Below are 24,311 nucleotides of genomic sequence, written 5' to 3'. Positions count from 1 at the left end.
TATACGGATGATCACCTCACTGGCGCCGGCAAAAATCAATCTGTTCCTGCATGTGACAGGCAAGCGTGCCGACGGGTATCATTTCCTTGAAAGTCTTGTCGTCTTTGCGGATTATGGCGATGACATCTCTGTTGAGCAGGCGGATGACCTTAGTCTTGAGATTTCCGGCCCGTTCGCTCACGATATAGACGCGGGCCCTGATAATCTGGTGCTGAAAGCGGCGCGCCTTCTGCAACAGGAATGTGGGGGGAGGCCGGGTGCGCGCATCCGTCTCTACAAGAGACTGCCGGTGGCGTCCGGTATCGGCGGCGGATCCTCGGATGCGGCGACAACGCTGAAGCTTCTGAACCGTCTCTGGCGCCTTGATATCACTGATGAGAGGCTGGCGAAACTGGGTCTCTCCCTCGGGGCGGATGTACCCGTTTGCCTGCTGGAAAAGCCTGCCCTCATGCGGGGGATCGGCGAAGAGCTACAGGTAGTAAAGCTTTCCGGCATCAGCTCCATATTACTGGTTAATTGTAAAAAACAGGTTTCTACGGCGGAAGTTTTTAGGCGGCTGACCCTTCAAAATACAGGAGAGGCGAACTTTACCCCTCCCGTAGGAGCTGTGGAGTTTGCCGCTCTGCTGGAAGGAACGCGGAATGATCTGCAGGCTCCGGCCATTGCAATCGTCCCGCAGATTGCCGAGGTCATGAATGCCGTTGAAAATCTGGATGGATGCCAGTTTGCACGGATGAGCGGCAGCGGGGCGACTGTCTTCGGGCTGTTTGCGGCAGCCGAGGCCGCGGAGGCGGCAGCCCGGCGGATCGGCCAGCAGCATCCCGACTGGTGGGTGTCGGCCGCCCGCATTATGACAGGGGCATGACGCCTGCCGTAAAGCGTGGCGTTTTTTCAAAATTTGGCTTGAGCTTGGCGGGTCCTTTCGATAGAAAGAGGCTCCTCTTTGGGGTGTCGCCAAGCGGTAAGGCAACGGGTTTTGATCCCGTCATGCGCAGGTTCGAATCCTGCCACCCCAGCCAGAACCTCATTTCCCCAAATCCAATATCATCCAAAATATAACGTAAAACAATGAATTGCGTATATTCTACGTCTTACTCTGCCCGATATTAACCTCTTACATCTAAAAAATTTGGGGGTAAACTCGGGGGTGCATCGAAAATGCCAAAAATAATGTACCCCCAAAATGCCGCTAACCGATATCAAAACCAAGAAGGCAGCAGCGAAGGAAAAAGCTTATAAGCTGTCCGATGGAAAAGGCCTTTATCTGGAGGTCCGGCCTAATGGCAGCAAATACTGACGTTATAAATACCGGTTTGTCGGCAAGGAAAAGCTTCTGGCCTTGGGGGTATATCCAGAAACGTCATAAAATCTGCCGCCCTGTTGCTGGCAGAGCCGTCTGGCGCCCATCAGTCTTTCGCCGGGTTTGACAATCAGGACAACTATCGTATCTTACATAGTTTAAAATTTACATAAAGATATAACAATATATTTATATTGACAATCTTATATGCGAAGTGAGATAGTTCGCGAGTCATGGTTTTTCGGGATGCAGATGTTGTTTCCCGGATTAAAAGGGAATCCGGTGCGCTTGCAAGCAAGGCCGGAGCTGCCCCCGCAACTGTATGCAGCGAACCGTTATCCGACGAACGCCACTGTGGCAAGATATGCTACGGGAAGGCAGGATAAGGGTGAGGACCTGCGAGCCAGGAGACCTGCCACGACAATATGACAACCCTGGGCGGGGTGCCCCGGTGGTCCGTCCGTTTCACAGCAGCTCGGCTGCTGAAGGAACTTTCGTGTCCGCTCGGTCCTTGCCTCCCCCAAATTCAAAGAGGTTAAACCGATGTCTTTTAAATCACTTCATGTCACTACTCTCGGCGTGCCACGGATCGGTTCACGACGGGAGCTTAAATTTGCACTGGAATCATACTGGTCCGGCAAATCAGATGCCTCGTCGCTTCTTGAGACGGCGGCGCGCCTCCGGGCGGAGAGTTGGGCGCGGCAGGCGGCTGCCGGAGTGGCAAATATTCCCTCGAATGATTTCTCCCTTTATGATCATGTGCTGGATACCAGCGTGATGGTCGGTGCGATCCCCGATATTTATGGCTGGAAAAGTGGCGAGGTGGCACTGGATGTCTATTTCGCCATGGCCCGNGGCAGCGGTAAAAGTGGCGATCAGACGGCTTGCGGCTGTGGGCCAGGTGAGTCCCGGGCGGGCGCCCCGGCGCAGGAAATGACCAAATGGTTCGATACTAACTATCATTTCATGGTGCCTGAATTTACGCAGGATCAGGCCTTCACACTGGCGTCGCAAAAGCCGTTGGAACATTTTCTGGAGGCGAAATCGCTTGGGCATCACACACGCCCCGTCTTGCTGGGGCCGGTGACTTACCTTCGACTTGGTAAAAGTGCGGACGCCGATTTCGATCCGCTCTCCCTGTTGGACCGGCTGCTTCCCGTATATGCGGAAATCCTCGGTAAGCTGAGTGCCAGCGGGGCGGACTGGGTACAGATGGANGAGCCCTGCCTCGTCCTTGACATGAATACGGAGACGCGGGATGCCCTGCGTCGCAGCTATGCGTATTTTGCTGAAAAGCTGCCCGAACTGAAAATCATGCTTGCAACCTATTTTGGCGGTTTGGGGGATGATCTTGACCTTGCGCTGAACCTGCCCGTTTCAGGGGTGCATCTGGACCTTGTCCGGGCGCCCGAGATGCTGGAGACGGCGGTCTCGCAAGCGTCGCATGATCTTGTATTGTCCCTCGGCGTGATAGATGGCCGCAATGTCTGGCGCGCGGATCTTGAGCGTCTGTATGGATGGCTGAAGCCTGTCATTGCGCAGCGTGCCGATGGCAGCATTGAGCTCGCCCCCTCCTGTTCCATGCTGCATGTCCCGATTGACCTGGACCAGGAGATCGATCTTGATCCGGACGTGAAGGAGTGGCTCGCCTTTTCGGTTCAGAAAATCGAAGAGCTGGTAACCCTGGCAACGGCGCTGAAAACTGGCCCCGATGCGGTGGCCGGGCAACTGTCCGCTTCCAGGCTTGCGGCGGATCGCAGAAAGGCTTCCCCAAAAGTTCATGATCCGGCCGTGACGGCCCGGCTGCGTTCCGTNACGCCCGNCATGGGCCATCGTCACAGCGCATATGCAGCCCGTGCCCGTGTGCAGCGNGATATACTGAAGCTGCCGCTTTTTCCAACGACGACGATTGGCTCTTTCCCGCAGACTGCTGAGGTGAGGAAGGCGCGCGCCGCGCATACAAAGCAGCAATTGAGTGATACGGAGTATGCAAGCTTCCTTCGAAACGAGACCGAAGCGGCAATTCACTGGCAGGAGGAAATCGGCCTCGATGTGCTGGTCCATGGCGAATTTGAACGCAATGACATGGTGCAGTATTTTGGGGAGAAGCTGTCCGGCTTTGCCTTTACGAAACACGGGTGGGTGCAAAGCTATGGTTCCCGATATGTCCGGCCTCCGATTTTGTTTGGAGATGTTTCCCGCCCCCATGCAATGACCGTTGACTGGTGGAACTTTGCGCAGTCATGCACGGAAAAGCCTGTCAAGGGGATGCTGACCGGCCCAGTGACGATCTTGAACTGGTCGTTTGTGCGGGATGATATTCCGCGGCGTGAAAGCTGCCGCCAGATTGCACTGGCCATCCGGGATGAGGTGGCCGACCTTGAAAAGGCGGGGGCAAAAATGATCCAGATTGATGAAGCCGCGCTGCGTGAAGGGCTGCCGCTTAAAACATCGGAATGGAAAAGCTATCTTGACTGGGCCGTTGACAGCTTCCGCCTCTGCGCGTCCGGCGTCGCGGATGCGACCCAAATTCATACGCATATGTGTTATTCGGAGTTCAATGATATCATCGCGGCGATCGCAGATATGGATGCGGATGTAATTTCCATTGAAACATCCAGATCCAAGATGGAATTGCTGGATGCCTTCCTGAACTATCAATATCCGAATGAAATCGGACCGGGTGTCTATGACATTCACTCGCCGCGTATTCCCGGTGCTGACGACATGTCGGCGCTGATTAAACTTGCGAAACAGCGTCTTACGCCGGAACAGCTCTGGGTCAATCCGGATTGCGGATTGAAAACCCGGCGTTGGGAAGAGGTGCGCCCGGCGCTCGTCAATATGGTGGCGGCGGCGAAAGCGCTGCGGGCTGACCGGGTTTGAGGTTTCATGTATCAGGCGGCGGTCTGGACATCGCAGCCTGACTCCATCGAAATGGAAACTCCTTCTTTTTCCGGCTTTCTAGCCGATGTCCCAAAGACACCCGATTGAGGGATAATGCGGACTCTCCTTGCCATTCACTTGCGCGTAATCTGATATTATTTTTGGTTGTATCCTGTTCGGTATCTGGCATCATGAACGCCAACAGAAGGATGGTGAACCATCCTCAGGCACTGAATGGGAGGAACAGGATGGCGGAAGCCTTCAAAAAATTCAATTTGCCCTTTGTTACCCTCAAGGATGTCGAAAAATTCGAACAGACTCCGGTTGAACAATGGGTGCCGTACCGGAATATTTATGACGCCCTCAAAGGGGTTGTGGAACAATATGGTGACAAGCCATCGCTGATCGCCCTGCCGCCGGGGGATCCGATGGGAGAGCCCAGGGTCATTACCTATCGCGAGTTATTGGCGAGGGTCCATCAGACGGCCAATCTGTTCCTGTCCGCAGGATTGCGGAAGGGGGAAACCGTTACCTATCTCATTCCCTTATGTCCGCAGGCTTATTTCACGATGTTCGGCGCGGAAGCGGTGGGGACGGTGAATGCCGTCAATCCATTGCTGGAGCCGGAGCATATTCTCGGGATTGCCGAGGCGGCGAATGCCACCATTCTGATCGCCACGGGGCGCGCCCTAAGTGAAGAGCTTTGGAACAAAGCCGTCTATGTGATGGAGCGGATGCCGAACCTAAAGGCGGTGTATGTTCTCGGCGGTGGGTCGGAATGCGACGGGAAGAAGATTTTTCCCCTTGATGACATGATCATGCAGCAGGATGCGACGCGGATTAACGGGCCGATCAACGAGGAACCGGATGATATCGTCGGCTACTATCATACGGGGGGGACGACCGGAGTGCCCAAGCTCGCCCCGCATACAAACCGGATGCAGCTTGCACAGATTGCGTCAAGCGGCTTCGGGCTCGGCTATTCCGATAAGGATTGTCTGCTTGCCGGCCTGCCGATGTTTCATATCAGCGGTTCCATTGTTGTCGGCATTGTGCCCATCATGAACGGCGCGACGCTGGTGATTACCAGTCCGCAGGGGTTTCGCGACCCGTTGATTGTCGGCAATTACTGGCGGCTGGTGGAAAAATACGGGATCACCGTTCTTGGCGGGGTGCCGACCATGCTGTCGGCGCTGTTGAATATTCCGGTTGGGGAGGCGGATATCAGCACACTCCGCGCGGGTTTGACAGGGGGTTCCGCTGCGCCGGTAGAGGTGCTGAAGGCAATGACGGGCTATGCGCGGGCGCCTATTCTTGAAGGGTATGGCATGACGGAGACCACATGCTTTATCACCATGCAGCCGCAAAACGGAGAGGCTCGTCCCGGGTCTGTCGGGTTGCGGCTTCCCTATGCCGATATTGCCGCGGCGCATGTGGATGAGGAGGGGCAAATCGAACGATTTGCGGATCCGGACGAAATCGGTGAAATCATCATGCGGGGCGTTTCGATCATGCCGGGCTATGTGCAGACGGATTATAACCGGAAGGCCTTCACAAAAGATGGCTGGTTGCGCTCCGGTGATTTGGGCCGGATTGATGCGGACGGGTATATCTGGCTGACCGGGCGGGCCAAGGATGTCATTATCCGGGGCGGCCATAATATTGATCCATCCATCATTGAGGAGGCCTTGCATGAACATCCGGCAGTTGAGCTGGCGGCGGCGGTGGGGCGGCCTGATTCCTATGCGGGCGAATTGCCGGTGGCCTATGTGCAGTTGAAGCCCGGCGCGAAAGCGACGGCGGATGAGCTTAAGGATTTTGCGCGGGCGCGGATCCCCGAGCGGGCGGCCAATCCGGTTGACATGACCCTGATCGAAACGATGCCGCTGACCGGCGTTGGCAAGATTTTCAAGCCGGCGCTGCGCCATGATGCGGCGATAAAGGTTTTTATGGCGGATCTGGCCTCCCTTTCAGGAAAGGGTGTCGATATTTCCGTGAATGTGGACAATCACCCTGTGCATGGCAGCCTGGCGACCGTCACGGTCAAGGGGGGAGATCAGGCATCGCTGGCCCCGATCATTGCCGAGAAGCTGGGCCCTTATACCCTGCGTCATGAAGTTGTTTGGCAGAGTTGAAAGGATGGATGTATAAAGAGGGATCGCGCCTTGCCAAGGAGTTCATCATGACCGCCCGAAGCCCGATTTCCAACCTGCCTACCCACGAAGTGACAAATGTTCCGCCCATCCTCGGGGATCAGGATCTGTGGGGCGTGGATAAACCGCTGCAGGAAGGGCTGGCGCGGGAAGGTGCGGGCTGGGCCATGCAGGAAGTTGCCGATTTCGCCAGAAAGGCCGGGGCGGAAGAGGTGATGGAATGGGCCAATCAGGCCAACCGGTATCCGCCGGAAATGAAGGCCTTTGACCGGAATGGCATGCGGGTCAATCAGGTGACCTTTCATCCCGCCTACCATAGCCTGATGGCGCTGGCGATTGAGAATGACCTCCCGAGTTTTGCCTGGAACAATCCGCGGCCGGGCAATCATGTGGCCCATGGGGCCCTTTCCTATCTGCTCAACCAGATTGAGGGGGGCGTTCTCTGTCCCATGGCGATGAGCTATGCGGTGGTTCCGGCATTGAAGGCGACGCCGGAGATTGCCGATGTATGGATTCCGCGCCTGTTGAGAACCGATTATGACCCGCGTGATATTCCGGCCGCCGAGAAGAAAAGCATCACCATGGGCATGTTCATGACGGAAAAGCAGGGCGGCTCCGATGTGCGCGCCAACGCCACGACAGCGCGGCCCGAGGGGGCGGCGACCGGCCCCGGTGCGCCGTATCTCCTGACCGGACACAAATTTTTCTGCTCCGCCCCCATGTCGGATGCATTTCTGTCGCTTGCCTATACGGAAAATGGTCTGAGCTGCTTCCTGCTGCCGCGCTGGCGTCCGGATGGGGGGCGAAACGGCCTTTATATCCAGCGGCTGAAGGACAAGCTTGGCAACAAATCCAATGCGTCGAGCGAGATGGAGCTTGTCGATTGCTGGGGGCTGATGCTGGGCGAAGAAGGGCGCGGTGTCCGGACAATTATCGAGATGGTGCAGGGGACCCGCTATTATTGCGCCATCGGATCAGCGTCGCTAATGCGGCAGGCTCTGACACAGGCCCTCCACCACACATCCCACCGGTCCGCCTTTCAGAAAAAGCTGATCCAGCAGCCGCTGATGCAGAATGTGCTTTCTGACCTGGCGCTGGAATCCGAGGCGGCGACGGCACTTTTCCTGCGCCTTGGCCGGGCGATCGGCGCGGCTGAGACGGATCCGGCGGAGGCGGCGCTGGCAAGGATCGGGACGGCCATTGGAAAATACTGGATATGCAAGCGAACTCCCGGATTTGTTTATGAGGCGATGGAATGCCATGGTGGCCCCGGATATATCGAGGAAAGCATTCTTCCGCGCCTCTATCGGGAAGCGCCGGTCAACAGCATCTGGGAGGGGTCGGGCAATGTCATCTGCCTCGATGTGCTGCGAGCGCTGTACCGCGATGAGGGAGCGCTGCCGGCGTTTCTTCAGGAAATCGAGCAGGCGAGGGGAGGCAACAGCCTTTTGGACGCCCATCTTGATTCTCTGAAAGCAATGGTGTGGGAGAGCGGCAATTTTGAAGCGAAAGCGCGCCGTATTACCGAAATGATGGCGCTCGCCTGGCAAGCGGCGCTGCTGGTGCAGCATGCGCCTGAGGCGGTCTCCGATGCGTTTTGTGCCTCGCGTCTTGGCAATCACTGGTCCGGTGCGTATGGAACGCTTGCGGACACGGCGGATTTCAATAGTATACTGGAACGGGCTGGGGCGCCGATGTAACAAGGGAGAGAAATAAGCAATAAAAACACGCCTGATTCCGGAAGCGATCAATCCGGAATCATATCCTGACGGTTACCCCATGCGACGGTCTATTGCGGTACGGGTGATCCTTTCTATAAAATCAAGAATGACAACAACTGGAGACATCCATGAAAACGAGAATCACGGAACTTTTTGGCATCGAGCATCCGATCATTCAGGGCGGCATGCATTTTGTCGGGCTGGCCGAACTGGCGGCGGCCGTGTCAAATGCGGGCGGTCTTGGCATCATTACGGCGCTCACTCAGAAAACGCCGAAGGACCTCGCCAACGAGATCGCGCGTTGCAAGGATATGACGGACAAGCCGATCGGCGTTAACCTGACCTTCCTGCCGACCTTCAGCGCGCCGCCCTATCCGGAGTATATCGACGCCATCGTGAAAGGCGGGGTGAAAATCGTTGAAACTGCGGGCCGCAGCCCCGAAGCCTATATGCCGCTTTTGAAAGATGCCGGGATCAAGGTTATTCACAAATGCACCTCTGTTCGCCATTCCCTGAAGGCCGAGAAAATCGGATGTGATGCGGTGAGTGTGGACGGGTTTGAATGCGGTGGCCATCCGGGTGAAGATGATATCCCCAACATGATCCTGCTGCCCCGCGCAGCGGAGGAATTGACGGTGCCTTTCGTTGCCTCCGGCGGTATCGGCAATGGTCAGCAGCTTGCGGCGTCTCTCGCGCTTGGCGCGGACGGCATCAACATGGGCACCCGTTTCATGGTTACGAAAGAAGCCCCGGTTCATCAGAATGTCAAGGATGCCATCGTCAAGGCGAGCGAGTTGGACACCCGCCTCATCATGCGCCCCTTGCGCAATACCGAGCGGGTGCTGAACAACCCGGCTGTTGAAAAGGTAATCGAGATCGAGCGGGAGAAAGGCGCCAATACAAAGATCGAGGATATTGTCGATCTGGTGGGCGGCGTTTATCCGAAGGTGATGCAGAAGGGCGACGTGGATGTCGGTGCCTGGAGTTGCGGCATGGTTGCGGGCCTTATTCATGACGTGCCCAGCTGCAAGGAACTGATCGACCGGATCATGGGGGATGCGGAAGAGATCATCCAGGGGCGTCTGGCAAAGATGCTGTCCGCTTAATAGCGCTTATCTTCCGGGCTGAAAGTATTCCAACTTTCAGCCCTATTTCCCTGTCCAGACGGGCTTGCGCTTCTCAACAAAGGCCCTTCTGGCTTCCTTGCTGTCCTCTGATGCGAAGGCGAGCGCGACCGCATCAAGGGCCGTACCCGGGACGGTTTTGAAATCCATATTTTCCATCCGATAGATCAGTTCCCGCGCCGCTTTCAAGCCGACAGGAGACATCGATGCAACCTTTGTCGCCAGCTTCCGGCTTTCTGACATCAGCTCTTCCGGCGGGACAACACGGGTGATCATCCCGAGCCGTTCCGCTTCCACAGCGGAGATGCTGTCGCCCGTATAAATCAGCTCGGCAGCTTTCATGCGGCCGATCAAGCGCTGCAAGAACCAGACATGCATACCGGGCGGGGCGGCAAGATTGGGAACGCCCGGATAGCCGAACTTTGCATCCGAAGATGCGATCACCATGTCGCAGGCGAAGGCAAGAGTGCAGGCGCCTTCCATGGCATAACCGTGGACCGCAGCCATAATGGGCTTGGACAGGCTACGTACTTTTTCGATCATTTCCACATAGAATTTAGACAGAAAGATCTTCATGTCGGTCGGGCCATAGGTATCGAGCAATTTAAGGTCGACACCTCCGGATAACCCCTTGCCCTTGCCAGAGATGAGAATGATCTTCACATCCGGGTCTGTGTTCGCCAGATCAAGGGCGGTAAAATATTCCGCCGTCATTTCCGGGTTGATGACATTGGCTGGCGGATTATCGAGAATGATTTCCGCAATGCCATCTTCTACAGTGTAGTGAAGCAGGGAGAATTCGTGCATTTTTATTTCGTTTCTTTCAGTATTCTCTGGATTGAATCAAATTCGTATCGCATGCTGTTGCCAGAAAAACAATAAAAAGAGACAGGGATGAATACTGCTGAATTCACGGAATTGCTTGCACGATTCTCCGCCGCGGCGGAGGCTGGGGACGGGGATGCCTTCGCCGCCTGCTTTACAGAGGATGCCGTTTATCATGATTATGTCTATGGCGATCATACGGGACGGGCCGATATCTCCCATATGATGTCGGACCTTTTTCACCGGGATGCGGGCGATGATTACCGTTGGGAGATGTTTGATCCTGTCTGTAACGGTGATCTCGCCTATGCCTGGTCGCTTTCCAGCTTCACATCGACGGTTCCGGAATTCGCGGGCCGCCGCGTCGTGATTGACGGCATGAGCCGGTTTGAACTCAGGGGCGGCCTGATCGCTGATTATCGCGAATCCGTAAATGGCGGGGTCGCGATGGCGCAACTCGGCGTACAGCCGGAACGCCTTGCGAAAGTTTGCGCCAAATGGGCGAAGATGTTGATTGCGACGCCGGAAACGCAAGACTTTCTCGCACGGGAAAAGGGATCGCGGGGAAACGGATCCTAACATATGTCCAATAATAATAACCCGGGCGAAACCGGGAATAACAGCCATCCACCGACCGGCTTTCCTCTTGGTCCGCTTGTCATGACGACGGCCATGCAGGCACTCGCGACAATGGCAATTTTTGCGGTGCCCACGCTTGCTCCCGACATTGTTCGTGATCTTGAAGTGGATGGCCATCTGATCGGCTATTTTGTCTCTACCATATATGGCCTCAGCATGTTCTCGGCGCTTTTTTCACCGGATTTCATCCAGAAATTCGGCGGCGTCCGGGTTGCACAGTTTACCATGTTGTGCGCCATATCGATGTTGATGATTGCCGGGATTGGCAGTTTTAGCGCAATGGCGATCTGTGCCTTTGTTATGGCCGTGGGATATGGTGCGATTGCGCCGATTTCCACACATTTGCTGATACCGCGCACAAATCCGAAAACGCTTAATCTCGTTTTCTCGATCCGTCAGATCGGCGTGCCGCTTGGCGGTGTGTTGGCGGCGCTGATCATGCCCGGGCTGGCGCAGATGATCGGCTGGCAGCATGCGTTCTGGGCACAGATTTTGCCGATCCTGCTGGTCATCTTTATTTTGCAGATATATCGCAAAGACTGGGATGTCGACCGCAAACCGGCGCATCAGCTTTTCAAGACGGAATTCTGGCGCCCCTTCTATCTTTTGCGGGATAGCGTGTTGCTTAGGCGATTGTCGCTGACCTGTTTTTTCTATGCCGGAGTTCAGCTCTGTTTTATCGGTTTTATGGCCCTGCATCTGACGGAGCGGGCCGGGGTCGATCTGATTATGGCAGGGCAGGTGCTGGCGGTGTATCAGATATCGGGCGTTGCCAGTCGGCCGCTCTGGGGCTGGGTGGCGGATAAATTTATCACTTCCGTCCGGCTGCTCGGTATTCTCGGGTTAGTGATGGCGGTCGCCGCTCTCGCGGCGGGCCAAATCTCGGAAGACTGGTCTATCTGGCTCATTCTGTTTATTGCATCCCTTGCCGGCTCAACGGCAAGCGGGTTCACAGGCATCGGATATGCCGCCTTTGCGGCCTATGGCGGAGAGTACCGAACCGAAGCAACAGCCCTCGGCGCAAGTACGATGGCGCTGGGTGTCCTGATGCTGCCGACAATGTTCGGTTTTATTGTCGGGCAGACCGGTGAATACTGGCCTGCCTATGGCGTTTGCGCCCTTATGGTCGGGGCGGTTGGACTCTGGCTGATGCTTGCCAGCCCGCGAACGGGGACGTAAGCTGCAAAAAAGAAGCCGGTATCGGCAAAAATGAAAACAAGCAAAGGAAAACAGCTTCATGGAAACGATCGGACTGGGACTGCATTTTGAGGATCTGCCCGTTGGCCGGACCTTTCGCACGGTAGGGCGAACCATTACAGAGCCGGATATCGTCAACTTCGTCGGCGCGACGGGCATGACGGAAGTCCTGTTCACGGATATGGAATATGTTGCCCAGCATTCCGATATCAAGGGCGGGCGTGTGGCGCCGGGTTCGCTGGTCTTTTCCATGGCCGAAGGGCTGGTTCTTGTCGCCACGCTTCAGCATACCGGCGTTGCCTTTCTCGGGATGGAGCTGAATATTCTCGGGCCCGTCGTGGCCGGAGATACCATTCATGTGGAATGCGAAGTGGTCGAGGCACGACTGACCTCGAAGCGCGGCCGCGGGTTGGTCCGCACCCGCAATCGCATTGTCAATCAGCGGGGAGAAACGGTGATCGAATACACACCGCTGCGCATGATGAAATGCCGGAACGGCAACTGAATTTTCGGCGATCCTGCCCGCTATTCGCGCCCTGCGTCAGGCGTTCTTGATCGTCAGTCCCGCATCAACGGGCAGGGCCACGCCATTGATATAGGATGCGGCCGGCAGGACAAGGCTGAGCGTCGCATGCGCGACCTCCTCCGGCTCTCCGTAGCGGTTGAGCGGGATCCGGCGGCGGGAGAAAATCTGCTTATGCTCATCCTTGATGCGGGCCGTGATGCCGGTATGAATAGCGCCGGGGCAGATGCAGTTGACGGTAATGCCGTATTTCGGCAGCTCCACGGCCAGGGACCGGGTCAGACCGATCACCCCGTGTTTGGCGGACGTATAGGGAGAGATACCCGGCGTTGCGCCGAGGCCTTCGGTTGAGGCGATATTGACAATCCGGCCTGCGCCGGATTTTTTGAGATAAGGCAACGCCGCGCGCACCATCCGGACATGGGCGGTGAGCATGACATCCATATGCCGCGCCCAGTTGGCTTCAAACTCGTCATGCTCAACGGACATGTGGTGGGAAAAACCGGCATTGTTGATCAGGATATCCAGCCCGCCGAAATGATCGGCAACCTCCTGCACAACCTTTTCAATCTCCGCCTTATCGGCCACGTCAAGCTGCCAGCCCCGTGCATTGCCACCTGCATCGCGAATTTCCGAGACGACCTTTTCCACCCCCTCCGCATTCAGGTCAATAACGGCGACTTTTGCGCCTTCATCGGCAAACAGATGCGCCGTCGCCCGCCCCATGCCGCTCGCCGCCCCGGTGATGAGGGCGGTTTTGCCCGCGATGGACCGGCTCAGTTTTGATAGTCGCGCCATTGTCGGCTCCCTTTTCTGTTCCCTGTTATCCGGTCTGTTAAAGGATCAGCCCGCCATCGACCGGAATGGTCTGACCGCAGACATAGCTTGCGAGCGGAGAGGCGAGATACAGCACCGCCCCGGCAATATCCTCCGGCGTACCAAGACGTTTGGCCGGGATGTGGGAAATGGCGGCTTCCCGGCGTGTGGGATTGTCCGTAGTGACCTTGGTGAGCTTGGTATCGACAAGTCCCGGCGCCACGCCATTGACCCGGATGCCCCGCCCGGCCCATGCCTGTCCGAGCGTGCGGACAAGACCGATCGCGCCGGTTTTAGAGGCGTTATAGGAGGGGTTGCCTTTTGTCGCGTGATATCCGGCGGTGGAGCTGATGATGACGAGGGAGCCTTTCGAGGCTTCCAGCATGTCGTCAAACTTGGCGGCGCAGGCCATCAGGCTGTTGAGATTGACATCCATAACCTTCAGCCAGCCGGGCATCTCGAACTCGCCCCGGTTATAAACGACTGTGCCTTGCGAGAGCACCAGAATGTCCAGCGTGTCAAAAGGCGAAGTATAATTCTCAATCGCGTCAAAATCCGCGACATCCATCTTGTCATAATGCAGCCCGCGTAAATCCGACCCTTCGACGCCATCGTAATCTTTGGCGGCATCGCGCGTGCCCCAGACATGAACGGTTGCGCCCCGGTCTTTCAGCGCGTGGGCGATGCCGTTTCCGATCCCGCTGGATCCGCCGACGACGAGGGCTGTTTTGTTGGAAAAGTCGAGGTCTTTCACGCTTAATCTCCCTTTTTATTTTCTTGAAGTCTAGAGGCGAGAGGAGGCGGGAGTAAAGCATTAGTTGCATAATCCCCTGCGCGGTGCGTCTGTTCCATATAAGTGAAAAGCCCCGCTGAAAATCGGCGGGGCTTCGGAGTAGCTGAGGTTGGGATGGTTTAGCTACCTCCCGTGTTTCGCAATGAGATTGCTGCAGTGATCAACGCCATCCCCGCAAACAGCATATTGATACCCACCAGCAGGCCGATGGCCCATGTAGCGGTGTCCGGCCAGCCCTGCCAGATCAGGTAGGCAAGGATGAGATCGACAATGCCGCTCAGCAATGTCCAGCCCCAACTGCGGACTATGCGGCGAAAATGCAGGGAAAGCAGGATGGAGAGAACGCCCTGAATAATAAAGAAGGCAACCATGATCATGGTCAGGGTCATCATGCCCTCAACTGGTTTGGCGACCAGCAGCACGCCGAGCACAATCGCGAGCAAGGCGGCCAGAGCGGACCATGCCATGCCCGGCATGCGGGGAGACTGGAACAGGGTCAGCGCCCGGAAAATACCGCCAATGATCAGCAGCCAGCCGATGAAGATATTAACAACCAGCGTTGCAAATTGCGGCAGCAGAATGGCCCCGGCGCCGAGCAGGGCGATCAGCAGCCCCTGGAACATAATCAGTTTCCAGTGTTTGGCGAGTTCAATGGACATTTTCTGTCTCAGATCGTCGAGACTGGGCGGTGTGATTTCACTCATGGCAGGCTCCCGAGAAGTCAAGGGCATACGGGAACTATAAAACCAGAGTGCTATAAATCAAAAGCGGAATTTTGCGGATCGCATCACTCGTCAAGCGTGAGGGTGCGAAGCCGCAGGGCGTTCGAAATAACCGAAACGGAAGACAGGCTCATCGCCGCGGCGGCAATCATCGGCGAGAGCAGGCTGCCGGTGAACGGATACAGAATGCCGGCGGCAATCGGAATACCGGCGCCGTTATAGGCAAAGGCGAAGAAGAGATTCTGTTTGATGTTACGTAAGGTGGAGATGGCCAGCTTGCGGGCCCGGACAATACCGGTCAGATCCCCTTTCACCAGAGTGATCCCGGCGCTTTCCATGGCGACATCCGCACCGGTGCCCATGGCGATGCCGACATCTGCGGCGGCAAGGGCGGGGGCGTCGTTGACCCCGTCCCCCGCCATGGCGATGCGATGGCCTTTTGCGCGCAATGTCTCGATCAACTTCTGTTTGTCTGCGGGCAGCACATCGGCGCGGACATCGTCAATATGGAGGCGGGCGGCGACGGCTTTCGCCGTCCGTTCATTATCACCGGTCGCCATGATGATGCTCAGGCCAAGCTCATGCAGCTTGGCGATGGCCTGTTCCGTCGTTTTTTTGATGGGATCCGCGACAGCAACAATGCCGACAAGGGACTTTTCACGCGCCACATACATGGCCGTTTTGCCGTCTTCCTGTAGTTTGATCGCGTGGCCTTCGAAATCGTCCAGCTGAATAGCATGGCGCGCCATCATCGCCCGGTTGCCAAGTATGATACGTTGCCCGTCAACCTGACCTACAACCCCCATGCCGGTCACCGCATTGAATTCAGTGGCCGCGGGAAGACGGAGGCCGCGTTCGGTCGCGCTCGCGACAATTGCCTCGGCCAGCGGATGCTCTGAGCCTTTTTCAAGAGCGGCCGCAAGGGTGAGAAGCATATCCTCCTCCCCCGGTTTTGCAGTGATGACATCGGTTAGCTGCGGGCGGCCTTCGGTCAGTGTGCCGGTTTTATCAACCACCAGTACGTCAACCCCGGCAAAGCGTTCCAGTGCTTCGGCATCGCGGACCAGCACGCCAACAGAGGCGCCGCGCCCCGTGGCGGTCATGATCGACATCGGTGTGGCAAGGCCAAGGGCGCAGGGGCAGGCAATGATCAAAACCGAGACAGCGGCGACAATGGCATGGATCAGGGCGGGAGAGGGTCCGACCAGGCTCCAGGCAATGAAGGCGATTACGGCGACAATCACCACCGTCGGTACGAACCAGGCCGCCACCTTGTCCGCCATGCCCTGTATGGGGGCGCGGGAGCGTTGCGCACTGGCCACCATATCGACAATCTTGGACAGCATGGTATCGGCACCGACAAGTTCGGCGCGCATGACGAGGGATCCGGTACCGTTCAACGTGCCACCGGTTACCTTATCCCCGGCAATCTTTTCGATAGGAACCGGCTCGCCGGTGATCATGCTTTCATCAACGGCGGAATATCCATCGGTCACGACACCATCAACCGGGATGCTCTCGCCGGGCCGCACACGAATAAGATCCCCGGCCAGAATATTTTCAAGCGGCGCGTCATATTCCGATCCATCGGGGTTGATCCGCCGCGCGGTCTTGGGGGAGAGATTGAGCAATGCCCGAATGGCCGAGCCTGTCTGTTCCCGCGCCCGCAGCTCCAGCACCTGCCCGAGAAAGACAAGCGCGATAATGACGGCGGCGGCTTCGAAATAGACGGGCACAACACCCGCGGCGGTCTGGAAGGAAGGGGGGAAACTGCCGGGCAGCAGGGTCGCAATAACACTGAAGCCATAAGCCGCGGCGACCCCCAGCATGATGAGAGTCCACATGTTGGGGCTTTTATTGACGATCGAGGACCAGCCGCGTTTGAAAAACGGAAGAGCGGCCCACAGCACAACAGGGGTGGCGAGCGCAAGCTGCAGCCAGTTGGCAAGATGGGCGCCAAGCCAGTTTTCAATCGGCAGGCCGACCATTTCGCCCATGCTGACAATCATCAGCGGTATGGCAAGCACCAGGCTGACCCAAAAACGGCGGGTGAAGTCTGTCAGTTCAGGATTTGGCCCGTCATCCGCCGTCGGCGCGCCCATGGGTTCCAGTGCCATGCCGCATTTCGGACAGTCCCCGAAATGATCGCTGATGACTTCCGGATGCATGGGGCAGGTGTATTGCGCGGCTTTCGGCGCGGATTTCTGGCGCTTCTTGTGGCCACCGCTTAGATAAAAATAGGGGTCGGCGGCAAAGCGATTGCAGCATTTCTGGCTGCAAAAGTGAAAGGTCTCCTCATTATGGGTGTGGGTCGGCTTGCCCGCGTCCAATCTGACGGTCATGCCGCAGACCGGATCAATCGCCGTTTCCGCGCCTGTACTGGTCATGAGGATAATCCTGCTATGTTACCTTTCGACGATGGGTCTCCAGCCCGCCTTCTCGCGCAGCCACTGGAAGGATACATATAGCATCGGGATGAGGATCATGCCAACAGTTGCGGCGGCCAGCATGCCGGCGAAGACGGGGATGCCGAGCGCCACCATCGCCCCGGCCCCGGCCCCTTTGGCGATGACCAGCGGCACCAGCCCCATGATGAAGGCAAAGCTGGTCATCATGACGGGACGGAAGCGAAGCCGGGCGCCATCTGATGCCGATTGGGCCAGCGGATGCCCGAGATTGCGTTGCTCCAGCGCAAAGGTATTGATCAGAATGGCGTTTTTCGCGGCCAGCGCGATCAGCACCACGATACCGATCTGGGCGTAGAGATCGAACGACAATCCGGCGATGCGAATCCCGGCCACAGCCCCCACCACGGCGACAATGACAGAGGCCAGAATGGCGACAGGAATGCTCCAGCTTTCATAAAGCGCGACGAGGAACAGATAGGCAAAAACGAAGGCGAGACCGATCACCAGAGAGGTTTTTCCCGCCGCCTCCACCTGTTGCAGGGCGAGCCCCGTCCACTCGTAAGCGTAGCCTGAGGGCAGGCTTTCCGCTGAAATCGCCTCCATCTCTGTCATGGCAACGCCGATGCCGCTGTCTGGCGCCGGATTGCCGATGACGGAGGCGGCTTCATAGTTGTTATAACGCGTTATCTGGCGCGGCCCGCTGATCAGCTTTGCTTCGGTGAAGCTGGAGACGGGGACCATTTCGCCGTCCGAATTGCGGATCTGGATATCGTAGATATCGTCGATACTGGAGCGATACTCCTCGCTGCCCTGAACATAGACGGTCCATGTCCGTCCGAACAGATTGAAGTCGTTGACATAATAGCCGCCAAGCTGACTTTGCAGCGCGCCGAACACATCGGCGATCTCAACCCCGAGAGTCATTGCCTTGTCCCGGTCGATATCAAGAGAGACTTGCGGCGTGTTGGCTTCAAAGGTTGAAAAGGCGGCGGCGATATGCGGATTCTGATTGGAGGCAACCAGCAGATTACGCAGCACCGCGCCCATTTCCGAGGGCTCCTGCCCTTGCAGGGCTTGCAGCACATATTCGAAGCCGCCCGCATTGCCAAGGCCGTCAATGGCGGGCGGATTAATGGGGATGAAGGTGGCTTCGGCAATGCCGGAAAGTTTCTGCATCGCCCGCATCAGCACGGCGGTGGAGCTCATCTCGGGCGTTGTGCGCTCTGCATAGGGCTTCAGGTTGATGAAGACGACACCGGCGTTGGACGCGATACTTCCGCTCAGAAGGTCGAGGCCGGTCACCCGGCCCACCACATTGACGGCCGGATCGCCTTCCAGGGCCTTGCTTGTCATTTCCGCGACCTTGATGGTGCGATTGAATGACGCGCCCGCAGGTAGCTGGAAGATGATCATGACATAGCCCTTGTCCTCCTCGGGGACAAACCCGGCCGGGGTCGTCTTCACGCCGTATCCCGCAATCGCGCCAAAGCCGATGGCGACAACGATAGAGAGGACGGAAACCCGCACCAGCTTCTTGATCAGACCGGCATAGCCATCGCCGATCCGGTTGATAAAGCCGGTGACGGGGCGCATGAAGACAATCGGCTTGCCGGGGCGCAGAAAGAGGGCGCACAGCGCCGGAGACAGGGTCAGGGCATTGATGGCCGAAATCACCATGGCGGCCGATATGGCAATGGCGAACTGCCGGAACAGCACGCCGGAGGAGCCGGGCAGAATGGCGACCGGGACAAAAACGGCGAGCAGCACGAAAGTGATGGCGATAATCGATCCGGCAATTTCGTTCATTGCCTTTTTGGCCGCTTGCGCGGGGGTGAGGTGAGGGTCTTCCTCCATCACCCGCTCGACATTTTCAACGACGATAATGGCGTCATCGACGACAATACCGATGGCCAGCACAAGGGCGAGAAGTGAGATGATATTGGCCGTATAGCCAAAAAGATAGATCACCGCTATGGCACCGATGATGGCAACGGGAACGGCAAACAGCGGAATAATGGTCGCGCGGAAGCGCCCGAGAAAGACAAAGACGACAATAGCGACGAGCGCAAAGGCCTCCAGCAGGGTCTCAATGACTTTTGTGATCATGTCATCGACAAATTCGGCGCTGTCGACGAATTTCCGATAAGTCATGCTGGCCGGGAAACGTTCGGAAAGTTCTGCAATCTTCTCATCCACGGCCTTGGCGGTGACCACGGCATTGGCGCCGGGCGCCAGATAGATGGCAACGCCTGCGGTTTCCGCGTCGCCGAGCTTGACTTCCTGTTGCGCGCTCTGGGCGCCAAGCTCAACCCGTGCGACATCGCGCAGCCTGACAATGGAGCCGTCCGCCTGCGCCCGCAGGATGATATTGCCGAACTCTTCCGCCGAGGACAGCCGCCCCTTGGTGGTGACGATGAGTTGCAGGCTCTGGTTATCGGAAACGGGCGGCGCCCCCAACCGACCGGCGGGGGCCTGAATATTCTGCCGCTGGATGGCGTTGATGATGTCCTGATTGGTCAGGCTCAGATTGGACATCAGCGTCGGGTTGTCGATCCAGATGCGCATGGCATATGTGGAGGCGCCGAGGACAGACGCATCGCCAACCCCCGGGATGCGTTTTAACTGGTCAATGACATTGATGGTCAGATAGTTGCTGATCAGCAGTTGATCGAGGCTGGCGTCATCGGAATAAAAGCCGAAAATCTGCAATATCGAATTGGACTGCTTGCGGACCGTCACACCGTTCTGCTGCACCGTATCGGGAAGCAGGGACAGGGCCTGGCTGACCCGTGTCTGCGTGTTCACGGTAGCAAGGTCCGGATCTGTTCCGACAGCAAAGGAAATGGTCAGGGCATAGCTGCCGTCGGAATTGCTGACGGACTTCATATAGAGCATGTTGTCAACGCCATTGACCGCGCTTTCAATCGGTTGCGCAACCGTATCGGCGACAACCTTGGCATTGGCCCCGGCGTAGCTGGTGGAGACCTGAACCGTCGGCGGGGTAATCTCCGGATATTGCGACACCGGAATGACATACATGGACAGAATGCCGGCCAGGGTGATGACGATGGAAAGCACCAGCGCGAATTTCGGCCGGCGGATAAAGAAATCGTAGATCATCAGTTCCCCGCAGCTTCAGGCGCAAGTGTCGCGTTAACGGTCATGCCCGGTTGCACTTTCTGTTGCCCGGCGGTAATCACGCGATCACCGGTTTTCAGCCCCAGTTCAACGACGAGCGACAGGCCCCGCTGTGGGCCAGTTGTGATCCGCCGTATTTCCACCTTGTTTTCATCGTTGACGACAAAGACATAGGCGCCCTGTTGATCGAGCAGCAGCGCATCCTGCGGGATGACAAGATATTTCTGCGTATCGTTACTGGCAATCAGGACATTGACGAGCTGACGGTCCACCAGCAGCTGGTCGGGATTTGGAAATTCGGCGCGAACGGTAATCGTGTTGGTCGTGCTGTTCGCGCTCGGCTCCGCATAGATGATATGTCCCGTATGTTCATAGATGCTGTCATCGGGCAGCCTGAGGCGCACCGTCACATTCTTTGTATCGGGGCGGGTTTTGCTGATTTCCGTAAACAGCTTGTCGGATACCGGCCAGGCGACATGAATGGGATCCTGCGCCACCAGCAGGGCGAGGGAGCCGCTCGCCGGGCCGACAAGCGAGCCTTTGGACTGGTTCGCCTTGCCGATGCGGCCCGTGATGGGCGCGCGGATTTCCGTATAGCCGAGATTGATTTCCGCCAGCGTGAGTTCAGCCCGGCGGGCGGCGACATTCGCCTGCGCCTCCTCATATTTGGCAAGGTCCTGATCAAGCTGGGCCTGAGAGACAGTTTTGCGGCTGACCAGTTCGCGGGAGCGTTCATAGCTCAGCTTTGTGAGCTTTTCAGCGGCATTGGCGCTTGCCAGGTTGGCGCGCGCCTGCGCCACATTGGCCTCATAGACGCCGCTTTCAATCCGGAACAGCAGATCGCCTGCCTGCACCATACTGCCTTCGGTGAAAGCAACTTCGGCAAGATAGCCGTCGATCCGCGCGTTGATATCGACACGGGCCGTCGCCTCGACGCGACCAAAAAAGATGGCTTCATCAGAAATATCCATCTCCGCGGCCTTTGAAACCAGTACCGCAGGCACGGGCGGCGCGCCGTTGGGGGCGCCTTGTGCGGCGGCCTGTCCGGTGGGAATAATGGCCACGACGATGGCCGCCAGAACCAGAATGAGGGAACAAAAGGAACCGGAAACCCGCCGCATAAAACTTCTCCTGATGGGGGACAACAACCGAAGCGGCATTCTTTCATTTCTGCCGCGATCCGTAAACCACAGGTTCGTATGTAACGGGAGGATTTCCGCCAAAAGTGTGACCAATTCAACAAAACGGTCAGTTGGAGATGTAAAATTTCCTGAAACGGCAGCGGAAAGCGCCGGATATGGGATCAGTCGCGGCGGAGCCGGGCAATGGCCGTCAGAAGACCGTGGGTGGAGCCGTCACGGCCCGCGTACTGCCCGTCTTCTCCGATCATCGGTTGCAGGAGGGCGGCCAGCTCCTTGCCAAGTTCAACGCCCCATTGGTCGAAACTGTTGACGTTCCAGATCGCGCCTTCGACGAAAACGCGATGCTCATAAAGGGCGATAATCCGGCCAAGGGTGCGCGGATCCAGCTTGCGATACAGCAGGGTGGTGGAGGGCCGGTTGCCCGGAAAACTCTTGTGGCGCGCCAGGTCAAGCACGGCGGCTGTCTTGCCTTCCTCGGCAAGGCGCGCTGAGGCTTCCTCATAGCTTCGGCCCTTCATCAGGGCTTCGGACTGGGCCAGGCAATTGGCGAGGAGCAGCCGGTGATGGTTCTGCAAATGCGCTTCATGGGATTGCGCGGCCACCAGAAATTCGCACGGGATAATGCGGCTGCCCTGATGCAGAAGCTGGTAAAAGGCATGCTGGCCGTTGGTGCCGGGTTCACCCCAGACAATGGGTCCGCTATCGCGGAGGATCAACTCTCCATCAAGGGTGATGCGTTTGCCGTTGCTTTCCATGTCGAGCTGCTGCAAATAAGCCGGAAGGCGGGCAAGCCGCTGATCATACGGCAGAATGGCGCGGCTGCTGAAACCACAGATGTTATTGTGCCAGATGCCGACAAGGGCGAGCATGAGCGGCATGTTCTGTGCCCCCGCTGCGGTGCAGAAATGCCGGTCCATCTCATGCCCGCCGGACAGGAATTCGTCAAATCGCTCGGGTCCGATGGCGATCATCAGGGGCAGTCCGATTGGGCCCCAGAGGGAATAACGCCCGCCAACCCAGTCGGCAAATCCGAAAACCCGTTCCGGCGGTATGCCAAAGGCGGTGGTTTTTTCAAGCGCCGTGGAGACGGCGGCGAAATGATCGGCGGCGCGCTCACCAAGCGCCGATTGCATCCAGCGCCGGGCTGTTTCGGCGTTCGTCATGGTTTCGATCGTGGTGAAGGTCTTGGAAGCGACAATGAAAAGCGTGCGCTGCGGGTCCAGCCGCTTCAGGAGGTCGCCTATCTCCGCCCCGTCGATATTGGAGACGAAATGCAGACGCGGACCATCATGATAGGGGGAGAGGGCAAAGGTCGCCATGGCCGGACCAAGGTCCGATCCGCCAATGCCGATGTTGACGACATCCGTGAAAGGTCCGCCGTCCGCCGCCGTGATCCGGCCGCTGCGAATGCCGTCGGCGAAGGCGGCGAGCCGCACCAAATTGGCATTGATACCGGGCATGATATCCTCACCGCCGACAGTGACAGGGTGATTGCTGCGGTTTCGAAGGGCGGTGTGCAGGGCGGCGCGCCCTTCCGTCCGGTTGACAATGCCGCCGCGCATCATGGCATCGCGCTTGCCTTCCACATCTGCCGCGTCTGCGAGGCGGAGAAGCAGGTCACGGGCCCGCCTGTCGATGGCGGTTTTGGAATAATCCAGCAGCATGTCATCAAAGATGACGGAGAAGTGGTCGAACCGCGCACTATCGCGCTCAAACAGCCCGGTCAGAGGCAGGTCGCGTACTGTTTCGTAATATCCGGTCAGGTCCGACCAAATATCTTCTTGCATGCCTTCTCTCCTGCCAATCTGCATTCCGCCGCCAGCGGTTTCGGCAAACATATTCCGCGACGGGTTAAGGAACTCTTCAAAATGCAGATAATTTGCCTAAAAGGCGAATTTATGGCGTTGCCCCCGTTACATATCTGTCCATGTATTCCAGCAGCCTGCGGCCATTTTCACCGGTCTGACCGAGAAAGGCCCGGTTAAAGGCGGGGCGCATGATATTTTGCAGTGCCTCGATTTCCTGTTCCGTGGCGACATGGATTTTCATGCCCTCCTCCCGCAGCAATCCGGGCGCGGCGGCGGCGGAAATCTCACTTGCTTCGATGGCCCAGAGAGCCGCCTTGCGGCTGGCCTCCCGGATGGCCTCCTGATAATTCAGCGGCAAGGCAGCAAACCATTCTGTATTGATGTAGCCGTTATAATAAACCGCAAAAAGAGGCAGAATGGTCACATGATCCTGTACCGTGTAATAGCGGCTGGACAGGGCGGAGGAGAGATTTGTCAGCCCCGCGTCGAGCTTTCCCTCCCGTAACGCCTCGACAGCGGCCATGTCGGCCATTTCAACAGGCGTGGCGCCCAGCGCTGCAAAAGCGGCATTCGAGTGGGGGCCAAGACCCTGGATGCGGACACCCTTGAAATCGTCAGGCTTGATCAGAAACTGATCGTTCGAGGTGATGGCGGTCCGCCAGGTGGTAAACAGCCAGACCAGATTGGTCAGGCCGGTTTTCTGGATCTCCCGCTCAAGCAGCTCAGCGGGTGGCGATCCGTCCCAGCGTTTCAATATCTCGACATTGCGAAGGGCGAAGGGTTCCAGCGTCACATCCATCAGGGGCAGGCTTTCGGCCCACTCACTGTTCATGGAAAAGGCGCATTCGATCTCTCCGGCGCGAACGGCGGCGGCGTTGCGGGGCGCCAGAACCAGGCTGTTGGCCCCATTGATCTGAACATCGAGCTTGCCGTCGGTCAGTGTTTCAATTTCTGTCGCCCATTGATCAATGACTTTTGCAATATGACTACCAGGCGGAAGCTGATGGCTGCATCGCATGAGCTGGGCGGCATCGGCGTTATAACCGCTTCCAACAGCAAGAAACAGGCCGAGCAGGACTGCGAACATATACTTTATTTTGAACATTTTTTTAACGA

Annotated in this window: 17 protein-coding genes, 1 tRNA gene, 1 pseudogene and 1 riboswitch; of the genes and pseudogenes, 10 read left to right on the top strand and 9 right to left on the bottom strand. The window is 57.4% G+C overall.

All coding sequences use genetic code 11. The annotated features are described in order from the left end of the window. Positions 1–7: 7 nt before the first annotated feature. The 7 genes and pseudogenes from CMN55_RS05495 (at position 8) to CMN55_RS05470 (ending at position 9,166) form a co-directional block, all read left to right on the top strand. Positions 8–865 carry a 4-(cytidine 5'-diphospho)-2-C-methyl-D-erythritol kinase gene (locus CMN55_RS05495; protein ID WP_293948538.1) on the top strand — a complete coding sequence of 286 codons (858 nt, stop codon included), beginning with the start codon at positions 8–10 and terminating at the stop codon, positions 863–865. Positions 866–944: 79 nt separating this feature from the next. Then, a tRNA-Gln gene (locus CMN55_RS05490) sits at positions 945–1,019 on the top strand. Positions 1,020–1,183: 164 nt separating this feature from the next. Continuing rightward, a pseudogene (locus CMN55_RS17085) lies at positions 1,184–1,363 on the top strand (Arm DNA-binding domain-containing protein); the annotation flags it as partial. Positions 1,364–1,517: 154 nt separating this feature from the next. After that, positions 1,518–1,734, top strand: a riboswitch (cobalamin riboswitch). A 109-nt stretch (positions 1,735–1,843) separates the two neighbouring features. After that, entirely contained in the window at positions 1,844–4,186 is a 2,343-nt protein-coding gene (gene metE, locus CMN55_RS05485; RefSeq protein ID WP_293948537.1) for a 5-methyltetrahydropteroyltriglutamate--homocysteine S-methyltransferase, read from the top strand. 248 nt (positions 4,187–4,434) lie between these two features. Continuing rightward, a complete protein-coding gene (locus tag CMN55_RS05480) occupies positions 4,435–6,321 on the top strand; it encodes an acyl-CoA synthetase (protein WP_293948536.1) in 1,887 nt (628 codons plus the stop codon). 47 nt (positions 6,322–6,368) lie between these two features. Continuing rightward, positions 6,369–8,039 (top strand): acyl-CoA dehydrogenase family protein, encoded by a 1,671-nt coding sequence (locus CMN55_RS05475; RefSeq protein WP_293948535.1) that lies wholly within the window; start codon positions 6,369–6,371, stop codon positions 8,037–8,039. A gap of 149 nt (positions 8,040–8,188) precedes the next feature. Beyond that, positions 8,189–9,166 (top strand): NAD(P)H-dependent flavin oxidoreductase, encoded by a 978-nt coding sequence (locus CMN55_RS05470; protein ID WP_293948534.1) that lies wholly within the window; start codon positions 8,189–8,191, stop codon positions 9,164–9,166. A gap of 42 nt (positions 9,167–9,208) precedes the next feature. Here the strand turns inward: CMN55_RS05470 and CMN55_RS05465 are convergent, their stop codons facing one another. Further along, positions 9,209–9,991: an enoyl-CoA hydratase/isomerase family protein gene (locus tag CMN55_RS05465; RefSeq protein ID WP_293948533.1), complete on the bottom strand. Its 783-nt coding sequence runs from the start codon at positions 9,989–9,991 to the stop codon at positions 9,209–9,211. Between the two features lie 87 nt (positions 9,992–10,078). Between CMN55_RS05465 and CMN55_RS05460 the strand changes: the two genes are divergently transcribed. Genes CMN55_RS05460 through CMN55_RS05450 form a run of 3 tightly spaced genes read left to right on the top strand, consistent with a single transcriptional unit; the run spans position 10,079 to position 12,350 of the window. After that, positions 10,079–10,588: a nuclear transport factor 2 family protein gene (locus tag CMN55_RS05460; RefSeq protein WP_293948532.1), complete on the top strand. Its 510-nt coding sequence runs from the start codon at positions 10,079–10,081 to the stop codon at positions 10,586–10,588. Between the two features lie 3 nt (positions 10,589–10,591). Further along, positions 10,592–11,827 (top strand): MFS transporter, encoded by a 1,236-nt coding sequence (locus CMN55_RS05455; RefSeq protein ID WP_293948531.1) that lies wholly within the window; start codon positions 10,592–10,594, stop codon positions 11,825–11,827. A 58-nt stretch (positions 11,828–11,885) separates the two neighbouring features. Further along, a complete protein-coding gene (locus tag CMN55_RS05450; protein WP_293948530.1) occupies positions 11,886–12,350 on the top strand; it encodes a MaoC/PaaZ C-terminal domain-containing protein in 465 nt (154 codons plus the stop codon). A 36-nt stretch (positions 12,351–12,386) separates the two neighbouring features. Here the strand turns inward: CMN55_RS05450 and CMN55_RS05445 are convergent, their stop codons facing one another. From CMN55_RS05445 to dctP, 8 genes are all read right to left on the bottom strand, one after another. Further along, entirely contained in the window at positions 12,387–13,166 is a 780-nt protein-coding gene (locus tag CMN55_RS05445; protein ID WP_293948529.1) for an SDR family NAD(P)-dependent oxidoreductase, read from the bottom strand. Between the two features lie 37 nt (positions 13,167–13,203). Further along, complete coding sequence (locus CMN55_RS05440; protein WP_293948528.1) at positions 13,204–13,938, bottom strand: SDR family NAD(P)-dependent oxidoreductase; 735 nt, start codon at positions 13,936–13,938, stop codon at positions 13,204–13,206. A gap of 158 nt (positions 13,939–14,096) precedes the next feature. Continuing rightward, the gene (locus CMN55_RS05435; RefSeq protein WP_293948527.1) at positions 14,097–14,681 is read right to left on the bottom strand and encodes an HdeD family acid-resistance protein; all 585 of its coding nucleotides are present in this window, start codon (positions 14,679–14,681) and stop codon (positions 14,097–14,099) included. A gap of 83 nt (positions 14,682–14,764) precedes the next feature. Further along, positions 14,765–17,086 (bottom strand): heavy metal translocating P-type ATPase, encoded by a 2,322-nt coding sequence (locus CMN55_RS05430; protein WP_293948526.1) that lies wholly within the window; start codon positions 17,084–17,086, stop codon positions 14,765–14,767. An 18-nt stretch (positions 17,087–17,104) separates the two neighbouring features. Then, on the bottom strand, positions 17,105–20,227 hold the full coding sequence (locus tag CMN55_RS05425) for an efflux RND transporter permease subunit (protein ID WP_293948525.1): 3,123 nt from the start codon (positions 20,225–20,227) through the stop codon (positions 17,105–17,107). Continuing rightward, the gene (locus tag CMN55_RS05420; RefSeq protein WP_293948524.1) at positions 20,227–21,366 is read right to left on the bottom strand and encodes an efflux RND transporter periplasmic adaptor subunit; all 1,140 of its coding nucleotides are present in this window, start codon (positions 21,364–21,366) and stop codon (positions 20,227–20,229) included. The genes CMN55_RS05425 and CMN55_RS05420 overlap by 1 nt, the downstream gene beginning before the upstream one ends. Positions 21,367–21,548: 182 nt before the next feature. Beyond that, on the bottom strand, positions 21,549–23,174 hold the full coding sequence (gene pgi, locus CMN55_RS05415) for a glucose-6-phosphate isomerase (protein WP_293948523.1): 1,626 nt from the start codon (positions 23,172–23,174) through the stop codon (positions 21,549–21,551). A 109-nt stretch (positions 23,175–23,283) separates the two neighbouring features. Beyond that, entirely contained in the window at positions 23,284–24,300 is a 1,017-nt protein-coding gene (gene dctP, locus CMN55_RS05410) for a TRAP transporter substrate-binding protein DctP (RefSeq protein WP_293948522.1), read from the bottom strand. Positions 24,301–24,311 lie beyond the last annotated feature (11 nt).

Origin of the sequence: Sneathiella sp. (assembly GCF_002694385.1) — a bacterium.
Taxonomy (GTDB): Bacteria; Pseudomonadota; Alphaproteobacteria; order Sneathiellales; family Sneathiellaceae; genus Sneathiella.
This window is presented reverse-complemented; position numbering and strand designations above follow the sequence as displayed.